Below are 14,211 nucleotides of genomic sequence, written 5' to 3' on the forward strand. Positions count from 1 at the left end.
CAGATCGATTATGCTGTAAGGGCATCGCCGCAGGGGTTGCCTGCGGCGGTGACTGTCAGTGTAAATTTCAGTATGAACCAGAGTGATAAGGACCCGTATGGCGGATAAGCAACATATCCTCATTGTTGATGACGACGCACATATTCTGGCCAGCTTGCAGATGTTACTGTCCATGGAAGGGTATCAGGTCACACTGTGTTCTGCCGTTGAGCAGGTGCCTGTTCAGCTATCCCAGCATGATTTCGATTTGATCCTGATGGATATGAACTATCAGCGTGATACCACTTCCGGGCAGGAAGGGCTGGTATTGCTCGAAGAGATCAAACGGTATGACGAGTATCTGCCGGTCGTGGCGATGACGGGCTGGGGGAGTGTCGATATTGCCGTCAGTGCCATGCGGGCGGGTGCGGTCGATTTCATCCAGAAACCCTGGGACAACGAGCGGCTGCTGAATGTTATTCGTCAGCAAATTTCTTTTAGCCTCAGCCAGCGTTCTGGTAAACGGCTGAAAGAAGAAAACAAACTGCTCAAGCTGGAGCTGGAAGACAATTTCAATGGCGAGTGGGTCGTGGAATCCGCGTCAATGAAGCAGTTAATGCGGGTGGTGGAGCAGGTGGCCGCAACCGAGACCAACATCCTGATTCTGGGCGAAAACGGTACAGGCAAAAGCCTGCTGGCCCGGGTGATTCATCAGCTGTCTTCACGCCGTGACGAGAATATGGTGTCGGTGAACATGGGGTGTATCAACGAAAACCTGTTCGAAAGCGAGATGTTTGGTCATGTGAAAGGCGCGTTTACCGATGCGCGGGAAAGTCGTGTCGGGCGTTTTGAGTTGGCGGACAAAGGAACACTGTTTCTGGATGAGGTAGGTAACCTGCCGTTGACCCAGCAAAGCAAGTTGTTACGTATTCTTGAGGAACGGTGTTTTGAACGGGTCGGGTCATCTCGCACACTGAAGACCAACTGCCGGATCATTGCCGCGACTAACGCCGACCTCGGTGCCAGAGTGGTTGAAGGCACGTTCCGACAGGATCTGTACTACCGTCTCAATACCATTGAGCTACGTGTGCCGTCACTGGCGGAACGGCAGCAGGACATCATGCCGCTGGCGTTGAACTTCATTGACAGATATGCCAGAAAATACAATAAGTCGGCACCGGGACTCAGTTCGTCCGGACAGGCGGCGTTATATGGATACCACTGGCCGGGAAATATCCGCGAACTGAGTCACTTGCTGGAGCGGGCGGTACTGCTGTGCGGATCGTCACGGCTAAACAGTGACGATATCTTTCCGTCACTCCCCACTGCGCCGCAAAAAATGGTGAAAGCCGAGCCGGAGTTCGCTTCCGATGCGACGCTGGCCGATATTGAAGAACGTCTGCTATGTCAGCGTATGGCGAAATTTGACGGCAATGCCATCAAGGCGGCCCGCTCGCTGGGGCTGAGTCGCAGTGCGTTTTATCGACGACTGGAAAAGTACAAAATTAACCATGAGTAAACTCGACTCCTCTTTTGAGCCTCCTCACCTGTTGTCATTCAATGTCGCAGCGATTGCGGGTTTGCTGGGGTATTTTCTGCTATGGCTGTTCCCCGATCAGTCGGTATATCTTAAGGTACTGACGGTATTTATTATTTTTCTTTGCCTGATCTACAGTAGCTTTACGTTTTCTGAGCGCCTGAATGGCAAAATTCATGTTGTGTCTAACCTGCTGGAAGCGCTGGAGCAGGAGAATTTCAGCCTGCGCGGTGTGACCAAGGGGAGCGGGGGGTTTGATAATCTGATCCGCCAGATTAACCAGCTCTCTGGTGCGATGGCGCGCAGCCGTCAGCAGCAAAAAGAAACCTACTATGTGCTGCATAAGGTGATCTCCAATATCAACATCAGCGTATTTGCGCTCGATGCCGAGCGTCGCATCATCTGGTGCAACGACGCGGCGGCGGCGTTGATCAACAAACCATTGTCGTTATTGGTCGGGCAACCCGCGTCGGAGTTCGGCCTGGAGGGATTGTTGCAGCAACCATCCGATGCCGAGCCTGTTGACTGGCGTTTTCCTGGTACTCGTGGCATGTTCCAGATTCGTCACGATTCCTTTATTGAGGATGGCCGACAAAACCACCTGCTATTTATCAGTGACGTGAGCAAACTGCTGCGTAACGAAGAGCAGAAAACCTGGCAGAACCTGCTGCGGGTGATTAGCCATGAGATTAATAACTCGCTGACGCCGATCGCCTCCATCAGCCAGACGTTGTTACAGGTATTCCGTAAGGATAACTCGCACCCGTCAGCGCCGGATCTGGTCAATGGGATGGAGATCATCAACAATCGTGCCCGCGAATTGATCACGTTTGTTGGCAGCTATCGTCAGTTAAATCGCCTGCCACCGGCGAACAAGCAACCGTGTGATATCGCCGGGTTAATGATGCAAATGACGATGCTGTTCCCGCAGCGTAAGCTGGTTTTTTCCGGTGAAGCACCGCAGCAGGCGATGGTTGATGCCAACCAAATGCAGCAGATGTTCATCAACCTGTTAAAAAATGCCGATGAGGCGATGCCGCCGGGGCAGGGGGAAATTGTGCTGCGCTGGAAAGCTGTCGCCCGACAGTTGCACATCGAGATTATCGATCAGGGTAAAGGGGTGGCGAATATCGAAAACCTGTTCGTACCGTTTTATACCACCAAGACACATGGCAGCGGCATTGGTCTGATTCTGTGCCGGCAGATTGTTGAAGGGCATGACGGACACCTGACGTTGGAGAACCGTAAGGATGCAGAAGGCTGTGTCGTCAATATCTTCCTGCCGTTGGGATGACCTGACGGCAAGAACATGGCCGTACCCCCATTGTGTGGTGGTATCGCGTGCGCGAGAACCGGACCCGATGATCGTGATGCAAGCGCGTCAGGCCTGCGGTCTCGCACCTGATGCGCCGTTAACAACCCGTCAACTGGCAGAAGGCATGCTGCGTCTTTTACTGGCTCCATTATGCCAGCAGGATGCTTCTGCACTGTGTTTTGCGCGCAACCCGCATGGCAAACCGTTCTTACCACAACACCCGGCTATTCAGTTCAATCTGTCCCATACCCATAGCGCCTTCGCGTTTGCTTTTGCGCGTTACAGCCAGGTCGGTGTGGATGTCGAAGGTTGTCAGGGACAGGTGGACCGTAAACGGGCAGTCGCGAAACGCTTTTTTCACCACGATGAAATCCGCTGGCTGGAGTCGCTCGATGACGTGCAATTTCTGTCGGCGTTTACCCGTTTGTGGAGCCGTAAAGAAGCCTATATCAAAGCGCTGGGGGTGGGGTTACACAAGTCGCTGGAATCATTTAGCTGTCTGACTGACCATCAGGGCGCACTCCAGGTGGTCGATTCCGGAAGTGTAGTCGCGTGCCGATTGCGTGAGGAATGGGTCGAGGGGGAACCGGCGGTTGCACTAAGCTGTTGCCTGTTACCCAATGCATCGACCGACGCGGATACGTGGCGCTTATTGCTATTACAGGATGAAACAGTACAGGATGAAACACCACAAGATGAAGCGACTACAAGATAACAGGGCTACAAGGTGAGCTGAGCACCGGATGCGTACAGGCACAATGAGTGCTGTCGGCTACCTCAGTGGCTAGCAACCATCATGCTCGACCAGACCAGCGATACCATTGCTGGTCTGAACCAGTGTGCCTGGCGCGACCCGGACTCTGGCACCTGTCGTGATAGTGCCGCTTAACTGCCGTACGTGGCATAACTGTGCATCAACACCCATCGCGATATTCACGACGGCTTCTTGTGCTGAAAATGCCTTTTCATGGGATGCTTTTTCATGCGCGTTAAACGAGGCCCCCATCGCCAGCGACAGGTCGAGCCGACGTGTTGTCCCCGCAACATTGACTGCTGTTCCCATACTCCCGTTGACCGCGAAGGCATCCGGTGAAACCGCACAGGCGGGAATGGACATTGTTACACCAGCCTGCGCCTTAACAACCGTGATCGGCGCGCTGACCGTTATCCTGACTGTCGCGTCATGATCACGCAGGACGTTGTCATCGCTGGCGTGGTTTTCTATGATTAAACTCTGACCCTGGGGGCGGATGACCAGCTTTTCCAGAACATCCTGTCTGGCGCTGGTCTCCACGCGGTATCCATTACCGCAAACCAGTGTGACATTCAGGCCACGGCTGACATCCAATGTCGTAAAGGAGGGCACATCCACATTTTGCTGGTTCGTTGGTGAACAGGCCACCGTCAATGGCAGCAGTACCAACGCGGAACAAAGCAGCGCTTTCATTCCTCTCTCCTTTTCCGTCGCTATCCTTATCTGCCAGCCTGATATCCTTATCAGGAGGGAACCCGCGGCCAGCCAATCCTTGTCTGGCCAATCCGTCCGATGATGCATCCCTGGTACCGGGCGGTGCGGGGCAGTTACGTCCTTGTCTCTTATCGTTGGCAAGCCAACGAAAGCTTTCCCTGATTGCTATTATGCATAGCAGAATTATCCATTGTTGTCTGAGATTGAGAGTTTCCCGAATAAATACGATTAAATATTGTTCTAAGCTATCCGGCTAATCACACTGGGCTAAACCGCAAGGCATTAAACCGGTGCGCCGGTATAACTGATCCGACAACTGCCGATCCAGGCTCCCAGACCGACGGACAGCATGACATGTGGTTTTCCGCAACGGATAGCGGGCAGTGCCGCATCCAACAACAACAACGGGTCGGTGGTGTAGCAATGGCCGATATCTGGCATGAGGCCCAGTGCGATATTTTCCAGCGGGTGGTGGTGACGACGGGAATAATTGAGCCAGCTTAATCGGTTAACATTGTGGGGGAGTATAAATAATCGATGCCGTTCTACATCTGGCCGATGGGAAAGCGCACCCCATAGCGCGGTATTGACCATGTCGTCGTGAGCGAGATAAAAGGCCTTCAACGCCTCGTCACTACCGTACAATCCTTCATGAAATTCTGTCCGTTGCGTCATGAAGACGCGATCCAGTTGTAGTCCGTCAGGTTCTGCTTCCAGCAATAATGCGGCGAAAGCATCCCCAGCAAGCGAACAACCAGGTACATAGCGTTCTTGTATCGGGTAGGCGGCAAAGGTATCGCCAGCAATAATCACCACCCGTTCTGCACGTTGTTGCGATAACAGCCGTTTTGCCAGATCCAGTGCCCAGAACAGCGTCGCGCAGTTTTGCTGGTCAAGTTCGTAGCAAGGCGCATGAGCATGAATAAAGGGATGTTCACGGCCAAGCTGCGCCAGCCAGTGGGATTGTTCTGGCGACTGAACCGGCATGCCGTGCGCGTAAATCAGCACATCTGCCGGGCGTTCGGAGTGCGCAGACTGGTGTTGTAATTCACTGAGCAGCCGATGGAATACCGACGCCAGCGGTATGTCATTATCGAGAGCGGCGACGTGTCGGAAGCCGAACAACTGCGAGAAGACCCGGGCTTCCGATGCGCTGGCACCCGACGCCTGGATGATGTCGCTGGCACTCAGCCGACGTTCTGGTATCCAGGTAACAAAATGGGTCAGACGCACTATTCCAATCCTTGCAGAGCGACAGCACTGAGCATGTCCTGATAGTGAACCAACAGCAGATAATCGCAGCCTGGCTGGTAATTTTCCGCCAACGCGACAAACGGTGCCGCACAGACCAAATGCGGATTGGTGGCGATGCCGTTCATGGATGGCGGTAAGGTCGCCAGCAATAGCGGTTCTGCTACCACGCATAATCGGTTTCGCTGTAGATCAAAACGCTGGCATAAAGCCGTGACGGTTTGCGGTAATGTTTGTGCTGTGGGCTGGGGGTGACGACAGAAGCCCCGATAATGCAGCGCGCGCTCATGACAACAGACGGAAAACAGGCAGGCGTTATTTTCCGGGGCGATCGAGTCGAGCAAATCAGAATGGTATGGCAGGCTGCTTTGGTCGGCGATCAACAACAGCGAGTCGTGGTTATCTTCACGCTGGCAGTTGGCAATGCTGGAGAGTGCAAACAGCGCCGCATCCGGTCCGCGATCGCTGATAGTCAGCGCCAGACAGGCCGGTAATCCTAGCGATTCAATGACATAGTTAATCACCGAACTGCCAAGGTGCAGGTCTGGCGTCCAGTGTGCCATCAGCACGCTATCAATATGCGATAGATCGTTTCTGGCCCGGTAAACCGGCAGCAACTGGTTGATCATACTGATAAACGCTGTTATATCGCTGGTCTGGCTACAGTGTTGCAAATTGGCCAGCCGTTCATGCCAGTCAAGGCCGTTGCTGGCGAAAAACCGGGAGGCATAGCTGTGCCAATAGTACTCCTGCGCCGGGCTTATCGCCTGTCGCGGCATACTGATGGGTGCCGTAAAGCTGCGGTGCAGTATTGACCGTGGGTCAAGATACGTGAGCACAGACGCCTCCCTTGGCGGTATAGCAGCGGAAACTGTTCATCAGGTGAATATTGGCGGTGCCTTCCATGTATTCAAATGCCAGTGCATCACGACAACGGCGGCGTAACGGCGTGTCTTCCAGCCAGGCTTGTTCGCTCAACAGGTGCGGCATACGGTGTGCAACCGTTTCCACGAACAGCGTGCAGTGTCGTTTGAGCTGGCTGGTGGTGTGATAGTGCGACTGACCTGACTGGTAGCGCACGGCAATGTCCGACAATTGCCGACGCAGCAGGTGGTAAGTCCGCCACTGCTGTGCGTGCCAGCGCTGGTGGTCGGCCGTTAAAGGGGTGTTATCCAGCACCTGCAGCAGCCCATAGGCGGTGCCAAGTGCCATCGCGCTGACCATCGGACGGTGGCGTTCAAACACCTGTCCTAGTGCGGCTAACCCTTGATTAAGCCCTTTACGGTCGTGACCCAGAATACGGTCCGGCGTAACGGCGAGTCCGTTAATCTCGAGTTCTGTCAGATTGGAGCCCTGTAATCCGAACTGTTGCAGCGGCGTGATAGTCATATGAGGCGCGGCCTGTTCCGGCTCGACCATGACCAGCAGTTGGCGGTTATCTTCACGAGCGAAAACCAGCCCGACGGACGCCAGCTGCGCGCCACCGATAAATTTCTTACGGGCATTCAGTACATAACCGTTTGCTGTCGGCGTCAGTAGCGAGGCGATCGATTGTGTATCGGAGCCGACATCTGGCTCGGTAACGGCAAAAAACGCCCAGCAGGGCGGCTTATTAAAGCGGGAAAAGAAGAACGCCTGTTGTTCCGGCGTACCTAGGGTCGTCACCGCTCGCGCTGACAATGAAGCCCCGGGCAACATCATCAAACCGCTGGCGTCAAAGCGGCTCAGGTATTCCAGCATATCGATGTGATCGCTATAGTGGCAGGCCTGATAGTCCCACTGTCGAAAGGGAATAAATTCGGGCGGAATGCCGATATAAGCGATGGTATAAAGCAGTTCATCCTCAAGACAGGACAGTGCCTGCTGACGATCGGATTCTACCTGACTGGCGGCATGCCGTAATTTTTCGCCCAGTGCATCCAATTCTTTTAATACATTATTGAACGTAAGCGCTTTCATGAGCTGTCCTGTTAGTCGAGTCGCAAAACATACCATTCGCACGATAACTATGTACCTTATCGGGAATAATGGCGGTGTATTGTCCGGTATTGCAATTAGGTCAAATTTCAATCAGTAGTGAGGAGTAGGTAGCACCCAACCCGACGCTGACCAGCAATACGGTATCGCCTTTGTGCAGACGTTGCTGTTGCTGCAACTGGTGCAAATTAATAAACGGATCGGCACCAAAGCAGTGACCATATCGCGGGACATTTTCCAGAAAGATTTTTTCCCGTGGAAAATGCATTAATTGCGCCAGACGATGCCATGACGCAAGGTTGACGTTATGTGGTGCTATCCAGTCGACACGGTCCATGGTGATCCCGGCTTTGTCGAGTGCTGCCTGCAGGTGCTGGCGGGTAAAATCGACATAATGTTGCCCAAAGTCTGATGTTTCATGTTCATCAGCGCCTTGCTGGATACTGAAGCGGCCATCCTGCCCAGTGTAGCGGCTGAGGATGGCCGGTCCGTTACCGTTGCGGGTCAGTAATACTGCACAGGCGGCTTCACCCATCAGCGTCGTGTCTTTGATCAGTTTGACCCTGGGGTGAAACGCTTTCTCGCCGATCAGCATCAAACCAAACGCACCGGGCGAGAGCTGTCTGAGTAACCATTCTGCCGCCGTTAGTGGGGTCGCGCAGTGGCCCATGGTCAGGCTGGCAAACTCGGTCTGGCGTGGGAAGCGCTTCAGCCATGAAGGGGTCAGACTGGCGGTGTCGAACACCCGTACACAGGGAACGGTATGACAGTGCACAACATGGCTGATGGCGGCGAACGCCTGCGGTTGGTTATGTTGTATCTGGTCAACAACCGGTGTGAGCAGATCGTCCAGCGTGCCGGGGCCGCCATGAAAACGGCGCAGTCCGTAAAAGCGGTCAAACATGCGGATATCAAGCCGACTCAGGCCGACTTCCTGTGCGACATCGTCCAGCGACTGAATGTCGGGGGGGAATGCGATTTCTATCGCTTCAATGTGTCCCAACACAAGTGCGCTCCTGACAGTGGGCAAGGAAGAGAAACGTGATCAGCGAGTCCGGCGTCGTGGTAAGGGGAATTATCATGATAGCGGCTGATAACGTTAGTGCGGGTAAAACCGGCAGTAGCGATAGGTGACCGGTTGTGCGTCAGCGCACGGGCTGACACGACGCAACGGATCGCTCAGGTAGAGTACGGTGCCATCATGATCCAGCAATGTGCAGGCGAGATCACGCTCGGCCAGTGTCCGCCCTTGAGCTTTGATCCCCAGACTGCGATGAAAGCCCGGTGCTGCATAAAGCAGGCTTTGCAACAGTGGTGTTCGAAACTGGGGCGGCACGCCATGATACTCATAGAGCAGGACGCTGTTGGCATGGAGGGCACAAAAATGGCGGCAGAGTGCGATCACCTCGGCGGCGTGCAGGCCGAATTCATCACTGTGAACCGGCTCATGCAGAAACCAGGGCATGTCAGGGTTAGCGTTATTCAGGGCAAACCAGGGTAACAACAAGTCATGTTGTTCAGTGCTAAGCGGTGTGGCGCGCGTCTCCACCGTCAGACTTCCGGCTTCCTGTGCTATCGCGTGGTTGATGGGGGAGATAACGGGAGATTCCACACTATGCCCCCCGATAACCGTGATTAATCAGGTGGATGAAAGTGGTGCCTTCGGTATATTCAAAGGCTTTCACATCGCGCCAGGCTTTTGCCAGACGAGGATACTCGCCCAGTGCGGCTGGTGGCGCATGATGGATAGCGGCCATCACCACGTGCTCGGCTACCCGGGTGGCGGTAATTTTTGCAAGTCCGGCGTCGCGCCCACAGTTTTCGCCTTGCTCAAAACGATCACAGACCATGCGTACCTGCGCCATCGCGGCCTGTAACTGACGTCGGGCTTTCAGTAACCAGGCAGCACGCGGTGTAGACCAACGCTGTTGCAGGGTGAGATCGAGTACGGAACGGGCGATACCCAGCGCAATAGCGCCGACACAAGGGCGTAATGAGTCGAACGTTACCATCGCGGAACGGGCAAAGCGCTCGGTCGGTTTCAGGTGTTGTCCCAGCAGTGCACTGTCCGGTACGAACACATCACGAAGCCTCAGGTGCGATACGTTGCAGCCCGGTATACCGTTGATGGGGATGCGTTCGGCGAACACGCCATCCTGATGACGTGGTGAAAACGTGAAGACATTAATGCCAAGCGGACCGGATGCGGTACGGGCAAACAATACGCCGGTATCGGCGATGACACCGTTACCAATCAGATACTTCTCGCCGTTTATCAGCCAGCCGCCATCCACCTTGACGGCGCTGGTCTGGATTTGTTGTGCGTCGCTGCCAACTTCCGGTTCGGTCATGGCAAAACAGCTCCAGGTCAGTTCGCGATTAAACTGGGAGAAGAACGCATCTCGCTGCTCCTGGTCGCCCATATTATCGACGACCAGCGCCGCCATACCGGGGCCCGGCGCGGCGAATAGCAGGTTAGGGTCGATATAACCGAACGACTCATAAGCCTCGCAGCGCAGAGGTAACGGCAATACGCGCAGGGCGTCGTCCTGTTCCTCCAGCCAGCTCGTTGGCTGGTAATCCGCGGGGACACCCAGCGTATTGAGCATGGGAGCCAGTGAGTACTGCGCCGTCAGGCGCGCTTTCTCTGGGGCAACGTCGATTTGCCCGCCAAGGTGGCGTCCTTCAGACAGGGTGTCTTCAATCAGACGCTTTAAGGGCAAAAGGAAGCGAGCGTAATCATTCACGCGGTTTCTCCTTGCGCGATCAGGCTGGTACTGCCGGACATGATCTCCATGATGCCTGCCTCCGGTTTGTACAGATGACTGGCCAGCGGTCCTTGTGGGTAGGCATGGAACGGACGCGTCAGCGCCAGCCAGCCATCTGCACGCAACTGCTGGTATTTCTGGTTGAAGTCATCGACTTCAAAGCAAATATGGTACGGCAGGCAATCTTTGCGTTCTTTGTCCAGCATCCCGCTTAACAGCCGGTTTTCCGGCAGCGGCTCCACCAGTTCTATCTGCATATCCTGACGGGTGGTATTCATGAAGGTGACGTAAATCTGCTGGGCGCTGACTTTCTTGCGATACACCGTGATCTGGGGGAAAAAAGTTGCCATCGCAGCGATAGTGGCGTCACTATCTTTGACGATATATCCAAGATGGCTGAATTTCATGACTTTTCTCCCATCAATGCCGTTTGTAACAGACTACCGGCAACAGCGGTTTTTTTTTATGCCTGCTTGCAGGTCTTACCGCTATTTTGGCGAGTCACAGATGGCTGAGCTGGTGCCTTGATCAGGTCGCACATTGATCAGGTTGCACACCGATCAGGCCGCACATCGGTTTCGCATTGCTGCATCAAGGCCTGACGGTCGGTCTTGCCATGTAGCGTCAGTGGAAACGGGCCGGTAAAGCGGATAATGCGCGGCATCATGTAAGCGGGGAGCCGTTGTGCCAGAGAGCGCCGAAAGCTATCGCGCCGTTCGCGGGTATCAGGAGAGAGGTGTATGAATAACACTAATTCTGTCACATGGTTATCCTGTTTCCTGACAACCACGACAGCTTGCTGTACATCGTCCAGTTGGTTTGCCACCGCTTCAATTTCACCGGTTTCTATCCGGTTGCCCAGCCATTTTATCTGTCCATCGTTGCGGCCTTTTACAAACAGATGTCCCTGTGCATCCAGATAGCCGAGATCACCAGTATGGTAGCTGCGCTGGCCCTGTCGCCAGCTAAAAAGACGATTGCGCTGATCAGATTCCGGCAGGTAGCCAGGGCTGATTTGTGGGCCGGAAAGTACAATTTCACCGGTCATACCGACAGGTAGTGGTTCACCGTGTTCATCTACAATGATGACGTTGTTATGACCGTTAGCATGGCCGAGTGATAAGGGAGGGCTGGCGGGGAGTTCGTCTGGCATCACGCGTGCTGCATGTGTCATACAGGCGGCTTCGGTTGGGCCATAGCAATGCAACAAGGTCGCTTGTGGAAAACGCTGATGCAGGGTCTGTACCAGTGGCGGCAACAGCGCTTCCCCGCCAATAGCGATACATGTCAGATGGGGCAGTGTGAGCTGATTGAAGCTCGGGTCTGAGCACATCACCTCAAGAAAACCGGGTGTGGAAAACCAACTGTCGATCCGCAATGTAGGTTGTGTTAGCAGTGAGAGGTTCTTACGCGGGCGGATATTATTGGCATGGTCCAGCATGACTAATGCTTTACCTGCCGCCAGTGTCAGGAAAATATCCATGATGCCCAGATCGAACGATAAACAGGCGTGATTCACATGTAAGCCAGGCCGTTGTCCATGCAGTATCGGTATTGCCCAGTCTGCCAATGCATCGTAATTGTCATGCGTGATTTTGACCCCTTTCGGCTCGCCGGTGCTGCCGGAGGTGGTCAAAATATAAAATATCTGCTCAGGTGCAGCCCTGACCGGCACGGTGTGCGATGGGGTATCCGGCAGCGAGGTGGTAGTACAGAGTGGGATGGATAGCGACGGTAACGCGGTACGTGGCGGGCAAGCCAGCAATAGTAAGTCCGCCTGTGTCACCGCGACAATATGTGCGATACGGGTAGACGGATTGGCGATATCGACAAAGGTGAACGTGATGGCCTCAAACGCGCAGGCCAGCATGGCGGCGGCGGCGTCCAGTTGTTTGTGGCCGTAAATCATCACGCAGCGCGGTTGGTGCTGCTGTAGCGCCTGACGTATGGCTCCCACCCGCACACCTAGCTGCGCAAAGGTATAGCTGCCTTCATCGTTGACGATGGCGAGATGCTGTGGGTTCTCCCGTATCCGGGCCTGAATCGGATTAAGAACTGACGAAAACATAGCGTTTACCCTTATCAAGCGCCTGTTGCGCGATACGCTGGCGGTCTAGCTTGCTGTTGTGGTTGAGCGCGGCGTGGTCTACCGGATACCAGAATTTGGGCACCATATAGAGCGGAAAGTAGCGGCGTAAATAGTCCGCCAGTGCTGGCAAAATATCCGGCTGACTGGACAGGATAAACGCCTGTAGCCCCTGAGGGGTGTTGTGTAATAGCCACGGGGTGACAATCACATCCTGCACCTGTGGGTGCTCCCGCAGTGCATTTTCGATGTCATCGAGGGCGATGCGGTAGCCCTGTATTTTTAACTCGCTGTCTTCCCGACCGTGAAAATAGAGCAGGTTATAGCGTAGTGAGCCCAGATCGCCGGTGCGGTAGTGACGCGTGCCGTCGGGATGAACAACAAAGCGTGATGCCTGAATCGGCGATGCGTTCAGATAGCCTTCGCTCACTGCCGGGCCGCTGATAACGATTTCTCCACGTTCGCTGTCCGCCGGGGCATCAATGTGCACAATGACGCCCGGGCGCACATAGCCCAGCGGCAGCGGTGTATCGTCATTGAGCATATCGGGGGTAATGTCGCAGGCGGTAATGGCGACCGTGCACTCCGTCGGGCCGTAGGTATTGACGATGCGGCAACCGGGAAAGGTGCGCCACAGCGAGCTGACGACCTCTTTAGTCAGCACTTCGCCGCAAAAGATAAAGGTTTTCAGGTACGGCAGATTGTCCTGACAAAATGCCCGATCCCGCAGATAGTTGCGGGTGAGCGACGGTGTGCTTACCCAGGTCTGGATACCCGCATCGGCATGGCGGGCGATCATTTTGCGGGTATTGATGACATCGCGGTAATCCAGCACTGAAATTGGCTGGCGATAATGCCACGCCAGCCACAGCTCGTACTGGGCGACGTCAAAGCAGTAACGAATATTGCCGCTGATTGCGCCGGATAGGGGAAAGGCCTCGACTGCCCAGCGAACGAAGTGCGCCAGATTGGCGTAACTCACCTGGATGCCTTTGGGGGCGCCGGTGGTACCGGAAGAGAACATAATGTAGGCGATGCCGCTGACGGCGTGTTGGCCGAACGCCTGCCCCATCTGATGGCAAAAATCAGCCAGTTGGGCGGCGGGTCGATGGGGTGTGGCGTCATCGCCTGCTGTCAGTGACACCGTCAGCGTCGGGATACCACTCTGCGGCGCGGCCTGACTGGTGGCGTTGAGCATCAGCCCGGCCTGAATACTGTTGGCGATAAAACGCAGGCGCTCGTCGGTGTTATCGGTTTCGACCGGGACCACCGGGTGGCCGGTTAACAGGCAGGCCCACCAGGCTACCAGACAGGCCGGGTGCTTGTGCCCGTAGAGGATAACTGGTGCCGGTTGCGGGCGACCACTGGCGGCATGATGCGTGCGCAGGTGTTCCGCCAGCGCCAGCGCGCCGTGGTACAACTGGTGGTAAGTCAGCTCACCGTCAATATGATGGCAGGCCGGGGTGTGCACACCATCGAAGCGCGCCAGCAGGGAAGTCAGGTATTGCCACGATGCGATCATACACAAGAGACGCCATGCTCCCGTTGTGAGTGAATGAAGCGGCTGAGCGAATCGATGGTGCTGAGCTGCTGGCTATCCAGTGTTACCGGGTCTATCGATAGCCCTTCGATCATCTCTTCCAGATACATCATCAGTTCGATGAAAATACCGCTCTCAAACCCTAAATCTCGCTCCAGATCGGTGTGCGGATGCAATTCCGACAGGTCATCGGTTTCCAGCACCATACCGATCGCTGTGACGATCTTCTGGTAATAAAAATCCGGGTTGTAGTCGGTGTTAGCGGGGCAATCAGTATCACGTGACATCGA

At 54.8% G+C, this 14,211-nt stretch carries 14 protein-coding genes; 3 read left to right on the top strand and 11 right to left on the bottom strand.

What is annotated here, in order from left to right:
- Positions 1–97 precede the first annotated feature (97 nt).
- The 3 genes from vfmH to FGI04_RS19590 are packed head-to-tail and all read left to right on the top strand — an operon-like array spanning position 98 to position 3,546.
- Positions 98–1,498, top strand: a complete 1,401-nt coding sequence (gene vfmH / locus FGI04_RS19580; RefSeq protein ID WP_342699086.1) for a two-component system response regulator VfmH — start codon at positions 98–100, stop codon at positions 1,496–1,498.
- Positions 1,491–2,810 (top strand): two-component system sensor histidine kinase VfmI, encoded by a 1,320-nt coding sequence (vfmI, locus tag FGI04_RS19585; RefSeq protein ID WP_342699085.1) that lies wholly within the window; start codon positions 1,491–1,493, stop codon positions 2,808–2,810. The genes vfmH and vfmI overlap by 8 nt, the downstream gene beginning before the upstream one ends.
- Positions 2,779–3,546: a 4'-phosphopantetheinyl transferase family protein gene (locus FGI04_RS19590; RefSeq protein WP_407337133.1), complete on the top strand. Its 768-nt coding sequence runs from the start codon at positions 2,779–2,781 to the stop codon at positions 3,544–3,546. Before vfmI ends, FGI04_RS19590 begins: the two co-directional genes overlap by 32 nt.
- 69 nt (positions 3,547–3,615) lie before the next feature.
- On the opposite strand, the gene FGI04_RS19595 is transcribed toward FGI04_RS19590, so the two are convergent.
- The 11 genes from FGI04_RS19595 to FGI04_RS19645 all read right to left on the bottom strand — a co-directional run bounded on the left by FGI04_RS19595 (position 3,616) and on the right by FGI04_RS19645 (position 14,208).
- Positions 3,616–4,278, bottom strand: a complete 663-nt coding sequence (locus FGI04_RS19595) for a GIN domain-containing protein (protein WP_407274257.1) — start codon at positions 4,276–4,278, stop codon at positions 3,616–3,618.
- Between the two features lie 303 nt (positions 4,279–4,581).
- Entirely contained in the window at positions 4,582–5,532 is a 951-nt protein-coding gene (locus tag FGI04_RS19600) for a beta-ketoacyl-[acyl-carrier-protein] synthase family protein (protein ID WP_407274256.1), read from the bottom strand.
- A complete protein-coding gene (locus FGI04_RS19605) occupies positions 5,532–6,389 on the bottom strand; it encodes a hypothetical protein (protein ID WP_434964872.1) in 858 nt (285 codons plus the stop codon). Before FGI04_RS19605 ends, FGI04_RS19600 begins: the two co-directional genes overlap by 1 nt.
- A complete protein-coding gene (locus tag FGI04_RS19610) occupies positions 6,373–7,509 on the bottom strand; it encodes an acyl-CoA dehydrogenase family protein (RefSeq protein ID WP_407322073.1) in 1,137 nt (378 codons plus the stop codon). The genes FGI04_RS19605 and FGI04_RS19610 overlap by 17 nt, the downstream gene beginning before the upstream one ends.
- A gap of 100 nt (positions 7,510–7,609) precedes the next feature.
- Positions 7,610–8,533 (bottom strand): 3-oxoacyl-[acyl-carrier-protein] synthase III C-terminal domain-containing protein, encoded by a 924-nt coding sequence (locus tag FGI04_RS19615; RefSeq protein WP_342699079.1) that lies wholly within the window; start codon positions 8,531–8,533, stop codon positions 7,610–7,612.
- 93 nt (positions 8,534–8,626) lie between these two features.
- Positions 8,627–9,076 carry a hypothetical protein gene (locus FGI04_RS19620; protein WP_407337368.1) on the bottom strand — a complete coding sequence of 150 codons (450 nt, stop codon included), beginning with the start codon at positions 9,074–9,076 and terminating at the stop codon, positions 8,627–8,629.
- 64 nt (positions 9,077–9,140) lie between these two features.
- Positions 9,141–10,274: an acyl-CoA dehydrogenase family protein gene (locus FGI04_RS19625; RefSeq protein WP_407274254.1), complete on the bottom strand. Its 1,134-nt coding sequence runs from the start codon at positions 10,272–10,274 to the stop codon at positions 9,141–9,143.
- On the bottom strand, positions 10,271–10,702 hold the full coding sequence (locus FGI04_RS19630) for a VOC family protein (protein WP_038902949.1): 432 nt from the start codon (positions 10,700–10,702) through the stop codon (positions 10,271–10,273). The genes FGI04_RS19625 and FGI04_RS19630 overlap by 4 nt, the downstream gene beginning before the upstream one ends.
- Before the next feature lie 137 nt (positions 10,703–10,839).
- On the bottom strand, positions 10,840–12,363 hold the full coding sequence (locus FGI04_RS19635) for an AMP-binding protein (protein ID WP_342699076.1): 1,524 nt from the start codon (positions 12,361–12,363) through the stop codon (positions 10,840–10,842).
- Positions 12,344–13,903: an AMP-binding protein gene (locus tag FGI04_RS19640; RefSeq protein WP_342699075.1), complete on the bottom strand. Its 1,560-nt coding sequence runs from the start codon at positions 13,901–13,903 to the stop codon at positions 12,344–12,346. Before FGI04_RS19640 ends, FGI04_RS19635 begins: the two co-directional genes overlap by 20 nt.
- On the bottom strand, positions 13,900–14,208 hold the full coding sequence (locus FGI04_RS19645; protein ID WP_342699074.1) for an acyl carrier protein: 309 nt from the start codon (positions 14,206–14,208) through the stop codon (positions 13,900–13,902). Before FGI04_RS19645 ends, FGI04_RS19640 begins: the two co-directional genes overlap by 4 nt.
- Positions 14,209–14,211: the final 3 nt, after the last annotated feature.

Source organism: Dickeya ananatis, from assembly GCF_019464615.1.
Classification (GTDB): Bacteria; Pseudomonadota; Gammaproteobacteria; order Enterobacterales; family Enterobacteriaceae; genus Dickeya; species Dickeya oryzae.